Annotated in this window: 14 protein-coding genes; 3 read left to right on the top strand and 11 right to left on the bottom strand. The window is 60.4% G+C overall.

Features of this window, described 5'->3' with window-relative positions:
* Positions 1-22 precede the first annotated feature (22 nt).
* The 3 genes from AWB64_RS19930 (at position 23) to AWB64_RS19940 (ending at position 3,197) form a co-directional block, all read left to right on the top strand.
* The gene (locus tag AWB64_RS19930; protein ID WP_060857247.1) at positions 23-1,411 is read left to right on the top strand and encodes a replicative DNA helicase; all 1,389 of its coding nucleotides are present in this window, start codon (positions 23-25) and stop codon (positions 1,409-1,411) included.
* 119 nt (positions 1,412-1,530) lie between these two features.
* Positions 1,531-2,157 (top strand): DUF47 domain-containing protein, encoded by a 627-nt coding sequence (locus AWB64_RS19935; RefSeq protein ID WP_056353092.1) that lies wholly within the window; start codon positions 1,531-1,533, stop codon positions 2,155-2,157.
* 29 nt (positions 2,158-2,186) lie between these two features.
* Complete coding sequence (locus AWB64_RS19940; protein ID WP_060857155.1) at positions 2,187-3,197, top strand: inorganic phosphate transporter; 1,011 nt, start codon at positions 2,187-2,189, stop codon at positions 3,195-3,197.
* A gap of 66 nt (positions 3,198-3,263) precedes the next feature.
* Here AWB64_RS19940 and AWB64_RS19945 read toward each other — a convergent pair whose 3' ends face one another.
* The 11 genes from AWB64_RS19945 to AWB64_RS20000 all read right to left on the bottom strand — a co-directional run bounded on the left by AWB64_RS19945 (position 3,264) and on the right by AWB64_RS20000 (position 15,891).
* On the bottom strand, positions 3,264-4,070 hold the full coding sequence (locus AWB64_RS19945; RefSeq protein ID WP_060857156.1) for an SDR family NAD(P)-dependent oxidoreductase: 807 nt from the start codon (positions 4,068-4,070) through the stop codon (positions 3,264-3,266).
* 113 nt (positions 4,071-4,183) lie between these two features.
* Complete coding sequence (locus tag AWB64_RS19950) at positions 4,184-5,311, bottom strand: NlpC/P60 family protein (RefSeq protein WP_060857157.1); 1,128 nt, start codon at positions 5,309-5,311, stop codon at positions 4,184-4,186.
* Between the two features lie 202 nt (positions 5,312-5,513).
* Positions 5,514-7,382 carry a PhoH family protein gene (locus AWB64_RS19955; protein WP_060857158.1) on the bottom strand — a complete coding sequence of 623 codons (1,869 nt, stop codon included), beginning with the start codon at positions 7,380-7,382 and terminating at the stop codon, positions 5,514-5,516.
* A 463-nt stretch (positions 7,383-7,845) separates the two neighbouring features.
* Positions 7,846-8,307, bottom strand: a complete 462-nt coding sequence (locus AWB64_RS19965) for a peroxiredoxin (RefSeq protein ID WP_060857160.1) — start codon at positions 8,305-8,307, stop codon at positions 7,846-7,848.
* Between the two features lie 158 nt (positions 8,308-8,465).
* Positions 8,466-9,362 carry a polysaccharide deacetylase family protein gene (locus tag AWB64_RS19970; protein ID WP_060857161.1) on the bottom strand — a complete coding sequence of 299 codons (897 nt, stop codon included), beginning with the start codon at positions 9,360-9,362 and terminating at the stop codon, positions 8,466-8,468.
* 9 nt (positions 9,363-9,371) lie between these two features.
* Positions 9,372-10,421, bottom strand: a complete 1,050-nt coding sequence (locus tag AWB64_RS19975) for a bifunctional UDP-4-keto-pentose/UDP-xylose synthase (RefSeq protein WP_060857162.1) — start codon at positions 10,419-10,421, stop codon at positions 9,372-9,374.
* Positions 10,418-11,422: a formyltransferase gene (locus AWB64_RS19980; protein WP_060857163.1), complete on the bottom strand. Its 1,005-nt coding sequence runs from the start codon at positions 11,420-11,422 to the stop codon at positions 10,418-10,420. Before AWB64_RS19980 ends, AWB64_RS19975 begins: the two co-directional genes overlap by 4 nt.
* A gap of 10 nt (positions 11,423-11,432) precedes the next feature.
* The gene (locus AWB64_RS19985; protein WP_060857164.1) at positions 11,433-12,461 is read right to left on the bottom strand and encodes a glycosyltransferase; all 1,029 of its coding nucleotides are present in this window, start codon (positions 12,459-12,461) and stop codon (positions 11,433-11,435) included.
* A gap of 78 nt (positions 12,462-12,539) precedes the next feature.
* On the bottom strand, positions 12,540-13,703 hold the full coding sequence (locus tag AWB64_RS19990) for a DegT/DnrJ/EryC1/StrS family aminotransferase (RefSeq protein WP_374728635.1): 1,164 nt from the start codon (positions 13,701-13,703) through the stop codon (positions 12,540-12,542).
* 55 nt (positions 13,704-13,758) lie between these two features.
* Positions 13,759-14,130, bottom strand: coding sequence for an SMR family transporter (locus AWB64_RS19995; protein WP_060857165.1), 372 nt, complete (start codon positions 14,128-14,130; stop codon positions 13,759-13,761).
* A gap of 87 nt (positions 14,131-14,217) precedes the next feature.
* Positions 14,218-15,891 (bottom strand): glycosyltransferase family 39 protein, encoded by a 1,674-nt coding sequence (locus AWB64_RS20000; RefSeq protein ID WP_060857249.1) that lies wholly within the window; start codon positions 15,889-15,891, stop codon positions 14,218-14,220.
* Positions 15,892-16,237 lie beyond the last annotated feature (346 nt).

The raw sequence follows: 16,237 nt of genomic DNA on the forward strand, positions 1-16,237 counted from the left end.
CATTTCGCCGATAATTGCCGCCATGAACGCACCCTCGAAAGATCCGCAAATGGATGCGCTGAAGGTTCCGCCGCATTCCATCGAAGCCGAACAGTCCGTCATTGGCGGCTTGTTGCTCGACAACGCCGCGTGGGATCGCATAGCGGACCTGATGTCGCACAGTGATTTCTACCGCTACGACCACAGGATCATTTATGAGGCGATCGGCAAGCTGATCGCGACCACGCGCCCGGCCGACGTGATCACGGTCTACGAGGCGCTGACGAATACGGGCAAGGCCGAGGAAGTCGGCGGTCTTGCCTATCTGAACGCGCTCGCGCAGAACACGCCGAGCGCCGCGAACATTCGCCGATACGCGGAAATCGTGCGCGACCGGGCGGTCTTGCGCAGGCTGGTTTCGGTCGCCGACGAAATTTCCGCCGATGCCTTCAATCCACAAGGCAAGGAAGTTCGCCAGTTGCTGGACGAGGCCGAGGCCAAGGTGTTTTCCATCGCGGAAAGCGGCGCGCGCGGCACGCAAGGATTTCTCGAAATCGGGCCGCTTCTGACGGAAGTCGTCGAGCGCATTGACACGCTTTATCACACGGCGAATCCCAGCGACGTTACCGGTACGCCAACCGGTTTTGTCGACCTGGACCGCATGACCTCGGGCATGCACGGCGGCGAGCTGATCATCGTGGCGGGGCGGCCATCCATGGGCAAGACCGCGTTTTCGATGAACATCGGCGAATACGTGGCCGTTGAATATGGTCTGCCGGTTGCCGTGTTCTCCATGGAAATGCCGGGCACGCAGTTGACCATGCGTATGCTGGGTTCGGTCGGCCGACTCGACCAGCACAGAATGCGTACTGGCCGCCTTACCGACGAAGACTGGCCGAAGCTCACGCATGCGGTGCAAAAAATGAGCGAGGCGCAGATTTTTATCGATGAAACCGGCGGCCTGAATCCAATGGAGTTGCGCTCGCGCTCGCGGCGTCTGGCGCGGCAATGCGGCAAGCTTGGTTTGATCATTGTCGATTACTTGCAGCTTATGTCGGGTTCCGGCTCGGGTGGCGAAAACCGGGCAACGGAAATCTCAGAAATCTCGCGTTCGCTCAAAAGCCTCGCAAAAGAACTCGATGTTCCCGTTGTCGCGCTATCGCAGCTTAATCGTGGGCTGGAACAGAGGCCGAACAAGCGCCCGATCATGTCGGATTTGCGCGAATCCGGTGCTATCGAGCAGGATGCAGACGTCATTTTGTTTATCTACCGCGACGAAGTTTACAACCCCGACAGCCCGGACAAAGGGACGGCCGAGATCATTATCGGCAAGCAGCGAAATGGCCCGATCGGCCCTGTTCGGCTCACGTTCCAAGGCCAATACACGAAGTTCGAGAATTTTGCCGGCGCGCAGAACTTCTATAGCGATTAAGAAACGTGTTGTGCAGCCGTGCTACGATTGACCCCAATCGGAGTGCGGCGCCGTCCCCGCGAAGGTACAATGTGGCAGTTTTATGTCAGCGCCACCTTGAGCCACTTTCCGGGATTTTCATGTTCGGTCGATTCATGCCCACCGAGGGCAAATTTTTCGAAATCTTCAATGCGCACGCAAAGTGCATCGTCGACGCGAGCCACGAACTCGAACTGCTGATCGACAACATGGACCAGATGGAAGTCCACAAGCAGAACGTCCAGACGAACGAAAAACGTGCTGACAAGCTCACGCACGAAACCATCGACCTGCTGCACAAGACCTTCATCACGCCGCTCGATCGCGACGAAATCCACAAGCTCATCACGACCATGGACGACATCCTGGACCTGATGGAAGACGTGGCCACGGCGATCTCGCTCTACGACGTGCGGGAATCGACCGCAGAAATGAGCCAGCTTGCGCATATCTGCACGGCAACTTCCGAACGCGTGCAGCAAGCCGTGCAACTCCTCGCGGACATGAAACGCGCGAGCGAGATCCTCAAGATCTGCGAAGAGATCGACCGGCTGGAATCGGACGCGGACCGCGTGCTGCGCTCGGCCATGTCCAAGCTCTTCCGCGAAGAGGACAACGTCAAGACGCTGATCAAGCTGAAGGCAATCTACGAGTTGCTCGAGACGATCACCGATAAATGCGAGGATGTCGCGAACATCATCGAAGGCATCGTGTTGGAAAACGCCTGATCTCAGCCGCGCCACTCATCCAATAAACGATGCATTCGATTCAACTCGCCCTCTGGGCTGTCATTACGCTCGTCGTGGTCGCGCTGGTTTTCGACTTCATGAACGGCTTTCATGACGCCGCCAACTCCATTGCAACAGTCGTTTCCACCGGCGTGCTGAAACCCCAGCAGGCCGTCGCGTTTGCCGCGGCGTTCAACGTCATCGCGTATTTCATCTTCCATTTGAAGGTCGCGGCGACTGTAGGCAAGGGGACCATCGACCCGGCCATCGTCGATCAGTACGTGATCTTCGGCGCGCTGGTCGGGGCTATCGGCTGGAACATCATTACCTGGCATTACGGGATTCCTTCGAGTTCATCGCATGCGCTGATCGGCGGACTGATGGGTTCCGCGTGGGCGAAGTCTGGTTGGGGCTCGCTCAACATGGACGGTCTGCTCAAGACCGTCTCCTTCATCTTCATATCGCCGCTGCTGGGTTTCGTGCTCGGATCGCTTTTCATGCTGATCGTCTCGTGGATGTATTTCCGGACACCGCCATCCAAGGTGGACCGGCGCTTCAGGCGCTGGCAGCTTGTATCGGCGGGACTGTACAGCCTTGGGCACGGCGGCAACGACGCGCAGAAAACCATCGGCATTATCTGGATGCTGCTGATTGCAGCGGGTTATGCATCGGCCACGGCGGACGCACCGCCGATCTGGGTGATTGGCGGCTGTTATCTGTCGATGGGACTGGGCACGCTGTTCGGCGGCTGGCGCATTGTCCGCACGATGGGGCAGAAGATCACGAAGCTCAAACCGGTTGGCGGGTTTTGCGCGGAGTCGGGCGGGGCTATCACGCTGTTCGTGGCCTCGTTCCTAGGCATTCCTGTATCGACCACGCATACGATCACGGGCGCGATTGTTGGCGTGGGCGCCACACAGAAGTTCAGCGCGGTTCGATGGGGCGTGGCGGGAAATATTGTGTGGGCGTGGATCTTGACGATCCCGGCATCGGCTGTGATGGCCGCGGGCGCGTGGTGGCTTGGACGGCACTTTTTCTAAAGCATCAGGGCAGCCACACGGTTTGAGAAAACGGGCGACCAAAGTCGCCCGTTTTCGTTTATGTTTTCAGATGAGCGGTGCGCCAACGCCGTCCATCGGAATGATCGCGCCAGATACATAGCTCGCCTGACGGCTCGCCAGGAACAAAGCCACGTTGGCGATTTCATCAGGGTTCGCGTATCGGCCGAGCGGCACTTTTGCCTGGCTGCGAGCCAGCGCCTCGTCGCGCGTAATGCCTTCGCGCTGCGCTTCCAGCGCGAGTGCTTCCTCCACGCGTTCCGTCAGCGTCGCGCCCGGATTGATCGCGTTGATGCGGATCCCGAGCTTTGCATAATGATGCGCGAGACCGACTGTCGCCAGCATCAGCGCCGCGTTCGCCGCGCCGCCGGCGATATGGATATCGCTCGCAATCTTGCCGCCCATTCCGATGATGTTGACCACCGCGCCCGGTTCGCTTTTCGGGTCGGCTTTCACGCGCTCGGCCATTTTTTTCAGCACGGCCTGTTGCGGATAAATGCACGTAAAGTACTTGGCTTCCATCGCGGCTTTGTAGGCGTCGGCATCGAGCAGATCGGGGTCGTAGCGTTTCGCCGCGCCCGCGCAGTTCACGAGAATATCGATTGGCCCAAGCGCGCTTGTGGTTTCTTCCACCACGTCCTGCGCGCTGTGCGCTTCGTGAAGATCGGCGCGCGCGAGATGCACGTGATGGCCGTCCTGTGCAAGTTGTTCGCGCGCGCGTGCGAGGTTTGCTGCATCGCGGGAGACGATCGCGACGCGCGCGCCCTCTGCGGCAAATGCTCGCGCGCATGCGAAGCCAATACCCTTGCTGCCGCCCGTGATGAGAACGACTTTGCCCGCAAGTCCCAAGTCCATGAGCTCACTCCTTATTGAGGCTGATTGCGATTGTTCTACGCCTGGAACCGGTGAACTACACACGATAGCAGAGGCCACCGGGACGTGCGCGTCAGTCGATAAGCTGAAGGCGCTCAGTAGCTGCCGTTGGCAAACTTGGCGATGGGATCGTCGGCGGGGGCGGGGCGTGTGGGCGTGAGCGGATTCGTCGATGCACGCATTACGTGGACGGCCGGGTCCGAGGCAGGAATGCGGGACACGGACGACGGCTGCTGTTCCTGCACCGCGCGCACCTGCTGGGCGGCGAGGCGGGCAGTCGGCGGCGGCGGTTCAAAGGCGTCGGCCGCGGCCGCGATTGGATCCGGCGAATTCGATGCCGCAGCGATCGCATTCGATTCCGTCTGCGGCGCGCGTGCCGGTGAGCTTGCATTTGCCGCTTGCGACTGGCGTTGCGCGGCGGAAAGCGCGGGCGGTGGCGGTTCGAAAGGATCGGCACCCGGGCTCACGCTCGCCATGGCGGGTGAAACTGCGCCGGCGGATTGCGCTTGCCGCTGAGCCGCGGACAATGCGGGCGGCGGTGGTTCGAACGCGTCAGCGCCTGGAGCGGTCCTGCCGCTGGTCGTCGCAACCTGCGTCTGCGATGAACGGCCCGATCCACTATCAGCGGGTACGGGAACCGGCGAGGCCAGATACGTCGGCGAATCGAATGGCGTTGGCGCGGCTTTCGGCGGCGCGACGCGGCGGATGCCATCGAAACGCTTCGCCCAGTACGGGTTCGTCAGGTAATCGAGGCGAACGGTGCCCCCAGTGGACGGCGCGTTGACAAAGCGCAGCTTGCCCACATAAATCCCGACATGCGAGTGCGCGCGTCCGGTCGTATTGAAGAAAATCAGGTCGCCGGGCGCCACTTCGTCCGGCTCGATCGACTCGCCGCGCGAGCTCATGTCGGCGGTCGTGCGTGGCAGATTGACCGATGCCGCCCGATCGACCACATACCGGACCAGGCCACTGCAATCGAAACCGGCTTCCGGCGTATTGCCGCCCCAGCGGTACGGCACGCCGACAAGCGACATTGCCTGAATCGAGATTTCTTCTTGCCCAACGCTGTGATCGACGAAATTCGGGAAGCCCGATGGTTTGGCGAACGTGCGGTTCGCGGCGTTCGCGCTCGATTCGCCCGGCGCGTGCGATATCCGTTGCGGCGCGCTGGAACACGCGGCAACGAGAAAGGTGAGCAGCAGCAGTGACCAGAATCGACGCATTAGGAAGGGCGAGCCCGGGCGAAATCCGCGCGCTCGCCATGTTGATGGTCTCGCGATACTAGCCCGTCAGACGGGCCTGCGGCAAGTTTTCTTGACAAGTTACTTGAGGTTTACGCTGTAAGTATCGTCTGAGCGATGATAAAAAACCACAAAAAAAGCCCGGCAAGCGATGCTTGCCGGGCTTTCAAAACGCGTTGCTGACTCAAAGAATATCGGAAGCGTAATCCGCCAGACGGGACCGTTCGCCGCGCGCCAGGGTCACGTGCCCGCTATGCGTCCAGCCCTTGAAGCGATCAACCACGTAGGTCAGGCCCGAACTGCCTTCGGTCAGATAAGGCGTATCGATCTGCGCAATATTGCCCAGGCACACGATTTTCGTGCCGGGACCCGCGCGCGTGACGAGCGTTTTCATCTGTTTCGGCGTCAGGTTCTGCGCTTCATCGATGATCACGTACTTGTCCACGAACGTCCGTCCGCGCATGAAATTCATGCTCTTCACCTTCAGGCGCGAGCGGATCAGTTCCTGCGTGGCGGCCCGGCCCCATTCGCCGGCGGCGTCGTCCGTCTTTTGCAGGACTTCGAGGTTGTCGTCGAATGCGCCCATCCATGGCTGCATTTTTTCCTCTTCGGTACCCGGCAAAAAGCCGATATCTTCGCCGACCGGGACCGTCGCGCGCGTCACGATAATCTCGTTGTAACGCTTGTCGTCAAGGACTTGCGCAAGGCCTGCAGCCAATGCCATCAAGGTCTTGCCCGTTCCGGCCTGACCCAGCAGCGTGACGAAATCCACATCCGGGTTCATCAGCAGGTTCAACGCAAAATTCTGCTCCCGATTGCGCGATGTAATGCCCCACACATTGTTCTTGTGATGGCTGTAATCACGCAGCGTTTGCAGCAGCGCCGTCTTGCCGTTGAGTTCACGCACGATTCCGTAAAACGACGGCTCGCCGTTCTGCGGCTCGAAGTACACGAACTCATTGACCAGCATGGACGCGCATTGCGGACCGGTGACGCGGTAATACGTCGTGCCCGTCTTCGTGTCCTGCCAGCTTTCCATGCCCTTCGCGTGTTTCGTCCAGAAATCCGAAGGCAGCGCGCGCACGCCGGAATACAGCAGGTCCTTGTCTTCGAGAACCTGATCGTTGAAATAGTCTTCCGCCGGCAGGCCGAGCGCGTGGGCCTTGATGCGCATGTTGATGTCTTTCGACACCAGCACGACCTGGCGATCCGTCCGCTCTTTTTGCAGCGCGCGGACCACGCCGAGAATCTGGTTATCGGCCTTGCCGACCGGCAGGCCCTCGACCGGTTCGATATCGGTCAGCGTGGTCTGGAAGTACAGACGGCCGGTTGCATCGCGATTACCCAGCGCGGACAGCGGCAATCCCGCCGACATTTCGCCGACGTGAGCGACCAGCGCATCCAGCGTGCGGCTGACCTGACGCGCATTGCGTGCCACTTCCGACATGCCTTTCTTGTGGTTATCGAGTTCTTCGAGCGTCATCATGGGCAGATAGACGTCGTGTTCCTCGAACCGGAACAGCGATGACGGATCGTGCATCAGCACGTTTGTGTCGAGCACGAACAGCTTGCCAATCTCGTTCTCCGGCTGGCCGCGCTGGCGGCGCTTTTGCTGGCCGCGCGGTTGGGCGGCGGCGGAGGCCGGCGCGGCAGGGGCTTCGGAGCGGGTGCGCACCTCGACCGGCGCGCGGGCGACGGCAGGCTGATTCGTCTCGACCTGTTCGGCTGGCGCAGTTGCGGGCTGCAGCAAGGCCGCGGTTTGTCTGGCACGGCGCGTACGCGCGGCGGGCGCGGTATCGGAGGCTTCCACGGCCGACCCTTTTGCGGCATTCGCGAGCGTTTCGCTGGCGATCGCGCGCAACGTGTTCGCAGTGTTTGCCGCAGCGGGGCGCGAAGCGCCTACGGGTGCGGCGAATTCGGTATCGGACTCGGCGGTTGCCAGGTCGCCCTCGCTCGCCTGTTTCTTCGATGGCCGGGCAGGCCGGGCTTTGGCCTTGTATTCTTCAGACGGCAGGAGGTTGCCGAGCTTGACGGGTGCGGTAGGCAAAGGCATGGTTTCCCTCGAAAGGATCGGATCGTATGTCGTGCGTCGCCTGTCGCATCCTGCTGGATTGGCCCTGGCAATCAAGGCCGGACTACTTGCAGTTTGCGCCCGGTGACGCGCTTCGGTTTCGAAAACGCCGGTTCGCCTAGATTTCGATCGGCTCCTTGGAAGTTGCGTCCTGAAGATCAAACGGGGAGTCAAACGCGCGGACGGCGCGGCGCGCCGAGGGCGCGTGCGCAGCGGAGGAGGGAGCGTCCGCAAACAAAAAAGCCGCCGTCCCGGACGATGGGACCAGCGGCTCGGCAGCGCCTGCTTCCTTACTCCTTTCGTCCTTCGCTTCGCCCGGAAAGCCCGGGGGTTGCGTGTAGCGTAGACCGGTGCCGGTCGCGGGCAAACCCGCGATACACCGGGCGCTACGTAAAGAGAAATGGAGGGAGGGGCATGCGCTCATTGCGAATCAATATAACGTGCCTCAAAGCGCTTGTACAGCTTCCACAATCTGCTCGACGTGACCCGGCACCTTTACGCCACGGAACTCCCGGCGAAGCACGCCTTTGCCGTCCAGAAGGAAGGTCGAACGCTCGATTCCGCGGACTTCCTTGCCATACATTTTCTTCATTTTGATGACGCCGAACAGCGAGCAGATGGCTTCGTCGGAATCGGATACGAGCGTGTACGGCAGTTCCAGCTTCGCCTTGAAGTTGTCGTGCGACTTCACGCTGTCGCGCGAAATGCCGATGACTTCGGCGCCCGCCGCTTTGAACCGTTCGTAAAGATCGCGGAACTGCAGGCTTTCGGTCGTGCAGCCCGGCGTGTTGTCCTTCGGGTAGAAAAACAGCACGACCTTCTTGCCTCGCAGGCTGGACAACGAAAAGTCGCCGCCGGTTGCGGGGGCTGTGAAATCGGGAACGGGTTGATCGACTGCGATCGGCACGGAGTTTCTCCTCTTTTTTATCGATGACGCGCGTTCGAGCGCCAGTTTCTGGCGGCCGGACACGTTGAGACGGTGTTGCGGAGGTGGTGCAGATAAACGATGGGTTCTCGGCAGCGCGTTTGGCGTTGGACCCGCGTGAACCGAACCCGCTCCGAGGATCAATCCGGCTGCAGGATCAACTCGCCCGCGCGGCCGGGAATCTCTCCCCACGCGACAGGGTACGTGGGCAGCGCCGCGCGGTCCAGCGTCGCATAGTAGTCACCCATCGTGCAGAAAGTGTGACCTTGCGCGCTCCAGCCGGCGAGCATCTGCTCGAAAACCGGGGCGAGCTTTTGTCCCTCGAGTTCGGCGTGCAGCGTGAACACCTGATCGCGATTCTGTTTCGACGTCAGTCCCAGCAGATGCGCGGCAACGTTGCCGACATCGACTCCGTCCACGCCCAGCACTTCGTCAAGCGTGGGCAGCGTCGTCGGCATTTGCACGTGGTTCAGGACACGTCCGTCGAGGACCGGAATGTACGGCGTGTGGCCACGGCCGTCGGACGCGTATTTCATGCCCCAGGCATCGATCTGTTCGAACGAGTAGCCGTTCATTTGCCAGCCCGCCGCGCCATGAGTCAAGGGCGCTGCGCCGAAAATTTCGACAAAACGCGCGTGGCTGCGCTGCATCTGCGCGGCCGTCCATTCGCGGTTGCCGGCACGGACGTTGTCCTGCCAATAGACGTGATCCCACGTATGGATGCCGCACTCGAAACCTGCTTCATGGATCGCGCGCATTTCCGCGACGGCGCGACGGCCAATATCCGGCCCCGGCAGCAGCACGCCATACATGAGCGTCTTCACGCCGTAGTGCTCGACGACCGACGTCCGCGAAACCTTCTTGAGAAATCCCGGGCGAAACACGCGGCGCAGGGCCCAGCCGGTATGGTCGGGCCCGAGACTGAACAGGAAGGTCGCGCGGGCGCGATATTTGTCGAGCAGGCGCGCGAGATTCGGCACGCCTTCGCGCGTGCCGCGCAATGTATCGACGTCGATTTTCAGAACGATGCGAGCCACGCGCCGCCCTTAGCTCTGGTCTTCGACAAGACGCCGGGCCGTGGCCACATCGCCGCGATACGCTTCGAAAATCTTGCGCAGCGCATCGTCCATGGTCGCAACCGGCTTCCAGTCGAGCTCTTCAATGGTGTTGTCGATCTTTGGCACGCGGTTCTGGACGTCCTGATAACCCGCGCCGTAGTAAGCGCCCGACGAGGTCTCGACCAGTTGCACGGTCTTCGCGCTTTCTGCGTACTCGCTGATCTCGTTGGCGAGCTTCAGCATCTTGTTCGCGAGTTCGCGCACCGAGAAGTTGTTGCTCGGATTGCCGATGTTGTAGATCTTGCCCGTCGCCACGCCGTTCTTGTTCTCGATGATCTTCATCAACGCGCCAATGCCGTCGTCGATGTCCGTGAACGCACGCTTTTGCGCGCCGCCATCCACGAGACTGATGTTTTCGCCGCGCACGATATGGCCGAGGAACTGCGTGACCACGCGCGAGCTGCCTTCCTTCGGCGTGTAGATGGAATCGAGTCCCGGGCCGATCCAGTTGAACGGACGGAACAGCGTGAAGTTCAGGCCTTCCATGCCGTAGCCCCAGATCACGCGGTCCATCAGCTGTTTCGAGCACGCGTAGATCCAGCGCGGCTTGTTGATCGGGCCGTAGCTCAGTTGCGATTCTTCGGGGTCGAACTGCTCGTCCGTGCACATGCCGTACACCTCGGAAGTCGACGGAAACACGAGATGTTTGCCGTACTTCACGGCCGAACGCACGATGGGCAGGTTGGCTTCGAAGTCGAGTTCGAACACGCGCAGCGGCTGTTTCACGTAGGTTGCCGGCGTGGCGATAGCGACCAGCGGGAGAATCACATCGCACTTCTTGATGTGGTATTCGACCCATTCCTTGTTGATCGTGATGTCGCCTTCGAAGAAATGCATGCGCTCGTGATTGGCGAGCTCGCCCAGGCGGTCGCGCTGCATGTCCATGCCGAAGACTTCCCAGTCGGTCGTTTCGAGAATGCGCTTGGAAAGGTGGTGTCCAATGAAGCCGTTGACACCCAGGATCAGGACTTTTTTCATGAATGGGGAAATGATTGAGTGAGTCGGCCGAATTCGGCGGGACTGACGACGCGTTCGCCGCCGGCCGGAATCTGGCGGGCTTGGCGGGTTTCGCTATCGTCCACGAATGGTTGCCGTAATTCACGGATGGCGACGACGCGGCCATCGCCGCATACGCCAAACAGCGCATTATCCTTCACGTGCAGGCCGGGGGGCAAATCCCCGAGCGCGCGCAAGGTCTCGGCGGCAACGCCGGGGCTGCCGTTATCAGGAACAAGCCGGGCGCGCGCGACAATGAACCGCAATGATCCAATGTCCGTAAAAGCGCCCGGATATGGCGGTGCGACCGCGCGAATGAGGTTGTAGACCTGCTGCGCAGTCTTTGACCAGTCTATGCGGCCGTCCTCCGGCTTGCGTCCGCCAAAGTAGCTGCCTCGGCTGAGGTCGTTCGGCAGATGCGGCGCTTCGCCCGCAATCAGCGCCGGCAACACGCGCCAGAGCGTTTGTTCGGCCGCGACGGTGGTTTTGTCGAAGACTTGCGCCGCGGTGTCGTCGGGGAGGATGGGGACGGGCGTCTGGGCGAGAATAGCGCCGGCATCGGGCTTTGCCGCCATTTCATGCAGCGTCGCGCCAGTTTCCGTTTCACCGTTCAGCACGGCCCAGTTGGTCGGCACGCGCCCGCGATATTTCGGCAGCAGCGAGCCATGCATGTTGTATGCGCCGCGCGTGGCGAGCGCGAGCAGGCCGACCGGCAGCATGTGCCGGTAGTAGAACGAGAAGACGAAGTCCGGCGCCAGCTTGCTGATCGCGTCGTGCAGTTCCGGCGAGGTGGGATCGGCGGGCGTAATGACGTCGATTCCATGATCTTCCGCCACCGATTTGACGCTGCCGAACCAGATGTTCTCTTGTGGATTGTCTTCGTGCGTGACGACCAGCGCGACGTCCACGCCGCGCGCGAGCAACACTTGCAGACAGCGCACGCCAACATTGTGATACGCGAATACGACTGCGCGCGGCTTCATGGCGAAACCCTCATGACGGATCGACTTCGCGGGTGATCGCGGCCACCGCTTCCTGACGCGGCTTGCTGCGCGAAAGCTGGCCTTCGCGTTCTTCCAGGATGGTTTGCACCAGATACCGGGGCCGTGCGCGGACTTGCTGATAAATCCTGCCTATGTACTCGCCGAGCAGCCCCAGCGCGAAGATGATCACGCCAAGCATGAAGAACGTAATGGCGAACAGCGTGAACACACCTTCCACTTCCGCGCCGAACATGAAGCGCCGCACGAGCAGCAGCAGGAACAACCCCGCGGATCCCACCGAAAGAATCACGCCGATAAACGACAACCATTGCAGCGGCACGACCGAAAAGCCGGTGACGAGATCGAAGTTCAGACGGATCAGGCTGTACAACGAATATTTCGATTCGCCGGCGAACCGCTCTTCGTGCGCGACATCGATTTCAATTGGATTCTGTGCAAACGTGTAGGCGAGCGCGGGGATGAACGTGTTGATTTCGCCGCAACGATTGATCGTATCGATAATGTGGCGGCTATAACCACGCAGCATGCAGCCTTGGTCGGTCATGCGAATCCGCGTGATGCGTTCGCGTAAGCGGTTCATCAGCCGCGAGGCCTTCTTGCGCCAGAAGCTGTCCTGGCGCTGCTGCCGGATCGTGCCGACGTAGTCGTAACCTTCCCGCATCTTGGCAAGCAGCTTGCCGATTTCCTCGGGCGGATTTTGCAGATCGGCGTCGAGCGTGATCACGCTCTCGCCGCGCGACTGTTCGAAACCGGCGAGGATGGCCATGTGCTGGCCGTAATTGCCGTTCAGCAGGATCACGCGCGTGGTGTCGGGGCGCGAGCGGAATTGCTGCGCAAGCAGCGCCGCGGACTTGTCCCGGCTGCCGTCGTTGATGAAGATGACCTCGTACGTTGCGCCGAGCGCATCGAGCGCGGGATACAGGCGCGAGAAGAGCGCGGCGAGGCCGTCTTCTTCGTTATATACCGGGACCACGACCGTCAACTCGGGTCCGGTCGGCAGAAAATCGGTTTGACTCATATTGGCGATGGTTCCGCTGGATATCCGTAATCAATGGGTGCTGAGCCCGCCGCCGCAACCGCGATACGGCTTTCAAACTTATATGGCGTGCGCGGCGCAAATTTCATCGACCGCCTCTACAACACGGGTTACGTCGTCGTGGGTCATCTGCGTGAACAGCGGCAGCGTGACTGTCGATGCGCCGTACTTTTCGGCCTGCGGGAACATGCCTTCGTGAAACCCGCGCGCGCGATAAAGCGTGAACAAATGAAGCGCCGGGTAATGCACGCCCGTGCCAATGCCGCGCTCCTTCATCTTCCCCATGAACTCCGGACGAGTGAGCGACAGGCGTTCGAGCGGAAGCGCAATCTGGAACATGTGCCAGTTGCTGTCGGTGAAATTCTGCACGGGCAGTTGAACGCCCGCGCGCACGGCCGAGCCGTTGGCAAAACTCTCGAAATATGCGCGCGCAAGTTCGCGGCGCTTTTCCGTAAAACGTTCGATGTGTTTCAACTGCCCGAGGCCGACGCGAGCGGCGACGTCGGTGAGATTGTATTTGCCGCCAAGCAGGTCGCAGTCCATGCCGTCGAAGCCGGTGCGCGTAATGCCTTGCAACCGGTACTTTTGCGCCAGCACCGCTTCTTCCTCGTTGTTCAGGACGAGCGCGCCGCCTTCTATGGACGTCACGTTCTTGTTGGCGTGGAAACTGAACGAGACCATGTCGCCAAAAGAGCCGATTTTCTTGCCGCGCCACGATGACCCGACGGCCTGCGCGGCGTCTTCGATCACGCGCAGTTTGTGGTCGCGTGCAATGCCGTAGAGCCGGTCCATATCGACCGGCAACCCGGAGAGGTACACCGGCAGGATGGCCTTGGTGCGCGGCGTGATGGCCTTTTCCAGCAGATCCAGATCGATGTTGCGGGTCATCGGATCGATGTCCGCGAAAACCGGCGTCGCGCCCGTTTCAATGATGACATTGCTGGTCGATACCCACGTCATGGGCGTAGTGATGACTTCATCGCCTTCGCCCACACCCGCTATGCGCAGGCCGATTTCCATGGTCGCCGTGCCGGAATTGAACGTGCGAACCGGGCGGCCGCCGCAATAAGCGGACAACTCGGCCTCGAACTGCGTGTTTTGCGGTCCGGTCGTGATCCAGCCTGAACGCAGCACGTCGGCGACGCCCTGGATCGTCTCTTCATCAATCTCGGCGCGCACGAACGGCAGGAAAGGAAGCGTTTTGGGGGTCACGTTCTGGGTCATGGAGTCTCTGCGTAAGAAGTGAAAGAGCGTGCTTCGGACAAAAACCGAACAGATGCTAGCTGCGGGTCAGGACCACCACGCCAACCAGGATGATGCCGATACCGACCAGTCTCTGCACTGACAGGATTTCGCCAAACAGATACCACGCCGCGAATGCGTTCACCACGTAGCCCAACGAAAGCATGGGATACGCCACGGACACGTCGACTCGCGACAATCCTACGATCCACACCACGACGCTGAACACGTAGCACGCAAGGCCACCGATGATCGGCCATTGCGTTGCGATCTTTAACCCGATCGGCACAATGTTCGAGGGCGTGAACTCGAAGTGGCCGACCGCGTTCACTCCAGCTTTGAGCAGTAACTGTGCGCCGGCGTTCAACATGACGCCTGTGATGATGCAAATGAAGGATATCGGGTTCATCGCGGACCGTAAAAGTCGTTTTTATTGGCGCATTGCAGCGCAACATTGCTTCATGAGGGCCATGGGCGCAAACGACGCGCCATTGTTTCAAGGCTGTGGCTTTTCCACAATCACCCTTCGATCATCCCGCGCAATGACCTGCATTGGCACATTTTTGGCACGTAAGTCGTCATATTGGCCCGGCGGCATCAGGGCGAGAGCATACCGGTCGGCGTTCCAGCGCTGAATCCATGCGTCGATGGTCGGCAGCCACTTTTGCGGCTCCGTAGTCACGCCGAACTGCAATTCGTCGGGTTCCTGGACCATGATCATGGTGTGGCCGAGATAGAACGGCATGGTGTGGTCGAGCTTCGCAATCGAGTAAAACGGCGTATCGGCGGGAAGGCTCGCCATGGCGGCCTTGACTGCCGGCACCATTTTTACGCCAGAACTCTCCCGGCCGAAGACATCGTGTCCGGTTCCCGCGATCGTACCCAGCAGCAACCACGCCGTACCCAGCAAAACAACGCCGCCAATGGAGCTGCGCCGGTTAAACCAGATAGCCGCGAGTGTGACCACGAAGGCCACTGCGATCGCCGCGTACACCCAGACCTGAAATTCACGGTAAAGATAATTGGGCGTGTGACCACCGCCCATTCTTCCCAAAAAGATCGCGCCAAACGCCGCCGCGACCAGAAATACGGCGTAGCCAATCAGGTGCCGGCTCCATTGCATCCGCGTCAGCAAGGGCAAATAAATCGCGATCAACAGCGCGATGGATGGAGCAATTGGCAGCGTGTAAGAAAGAAGTTTTGAATGTGACGCGCTGAAAAACAGGAAAATGAACGCGGTCCAGACGAGCAGCAGCGTGACCGGTGCGAAGCCGTTCGGCTGGCGCGGCACTTTCACCGCGTGGCGGGTGCTCTGAAATACGACGGACAGCCATGGAAGAAATCCGACAATCAGCACGGGCACGAAGTAGTAAAAAGCGCCCGGCCGATTCTGTTCGGGCGTGAGATAACGCTGGAACTGCTGCACTATGAAAAAGAAGTTCAGGAACTCGGGATTTTTCATCTGTACGAGCGCAAACCAGGGCACGGAAATGACCGCGAACAGGATCAGCCCGCTGCCAATATAGAGCCGCCGCCAGAGGGCCCAGTCGCGCGCAATCAGCGTGTACAGCACGAGCACCGCGCCCGGCAGGATCAACCCGATCAATCCCTTCGACAACAGCGCGAGCGCCATGCCGGCCCAGCAAAGCCACATCCAGAGCCGGACCTGTTTGAGCGGTAGATTCGGGCGTTGCGCGAGCAGCAAGCTGCAAAGCGTGAGCTCCATCCAGAAGGACAAACCCATGTCGAGCGTATCGAAATGGGCCATCAGGTTCCAATAGGGCGACGTGGCGAGTACCACAGCCGCGCAGAATCCCGTCACGCCGTTGAATACCCGCGCTCCGGTATAGCCGATCAGCAGCACGCCGGCAAAACCTGTCAGCGCTGTATAGAGCCGCGCCTGCCATTCGCCGATGCCGAACCATGCGAATGTCAGCGCGTTCGCCCAGGTTTGCAGTGGTGGTTTTTCGAAATATTTGTAGCCGTTGTAGCGCGGCGTGATCCAGTCGCCGGTCACGAACATTTCGCGGGCCATTTCCGCATAACGGCCTTCGTCGCTGGGAACGAGGTGACGCAGGCCGAGCGGCGCGAACCAGATCACAGCAAGCGCTGCGATCAGCAACAACAGCGAGAGGCGGGTGAGCGGTAGCCGGTAAGGCGTATCGTTCATGAGAGTCGACCTGTCCAATGCCGCTTGCGCGGCGAAAAGCAAATTCAAAAAGGGGGCTCGAGGGTGGCATATCGAGACTTAAGCGCGGCTTAGCCAGACTTCAAAAACGCTGCACGCGCCTGATCGATGAACACATGCAGGTTCCGCTGCTTCGGCAATGCGCACAAGTCAGCCAAACGGACTGGTACGTGAGCAGGTCGCGACGCATTTTCGGATCGGAGAACGCTGAAGATGGCCGTCGCAGAGCCGCCGCCGGGCGGCAGTTTATCGCATTGGCGCGTCGGTCCCGTGCCTGCGCGGCGTTTGGACCATGACTGACGGTATTTCGAGCCGGCTCAGCGACGAG

The organism is Caballeronia sordidicola (assembly GCF_001544455.2).
GTDB lineage: Bacteria > Pseudomonadota > Gammaproteobacteria > Burkholderiales > Burkholderiaceae > Caballeronia > Caballeronia sordidicola.

Bases quoted from the DNA above. Each gene is read 5' to 3' on its own strand.
- AWB64_RS19940 (WP_060857155.1), top strand. From the start codon at position 2,187: ATGCATTCGATTCAACTCGCCCTCTGGGCTGTCATTACGCTCGTCGTG.
- AWB64_RS19955 (WP_060857158.1), bottom strand. From the start codon at position 7,382: ATGCCTTTGCCTACCGCACCCGTCAAGCTCGGCAACCTCCTGCCGTCT.
- AWB64_RS19975 (WP_060857162.1), bottom strand. From the start codon at position 10,421: ATGAAAAAAGTCCTGATCCTGGGTGTCAACGGCTTCATTGGACACCAC.
- AWB64_RS19985 (WP_060857164.1), bottom strand. From the start codon at position 12,461: ATGAGTCAAACCGATTTTCTGCCGACCGGACCCGAGTTGACGGTCGTG.
- AWB64_RS19950 (WP_060857157.1), bottom strand. From the start codon at position 5,311: ATGCGTCGATTCTGGTCACTGCTGCTGCTCACCTTTCTCGTTGCCGCG.
- AWB64_RS19945 (WP_060857156.1), bottom strand. From the start codon at position 4,070: ATGGACTTGGGACTTGCGGGCAAAGTCGTTCTCATCACGGGCGGCAGC.
- AWB64_RS19990 (WP_374728635.1), bottom strand. From the start codon at position 13,703: ATGACCCAGAACGTGACCCCCAAAACGCTTCCTTTCCTGCCGTTCGTG.
- AWB64_RS19935 (WP_056353092.1), top strand. From the start codon at position 1,531: ATGTTCGGTCGATTCATGCCCACCGAGGGCAAATTTTTCGAAATCTTC.
- AWB64_RS20000 (WP_060857249.1), bottom strand. From the start codon at position 15,891: ATGAACGATACGCCTTACCGGCTACCGCTCACCCGCCTCTCGCTGTTG.
- AWB64_RS19995 (WP_060857165.1), bottom strand. From the start codon at position 14,130: ATGAACCCGATATCCTTCATTTGCATCATCACAGGCGTCATGTTGAAC.
- AWB64_RS19980 (WP_060857163.1), bottom strand. From the start codon at position 11,422: ATGAAGCCGCGCGCAGTCGTATTCGCGTATCACAATGTTGGCGTGCGC.
- AWB64_RS19930 (WP_060857247.1), top strand. From the start codon at position 23: ATGAACGCACCCTCGAAAGATCCGCAAATGGATGCGCTGAAGGTTCCG.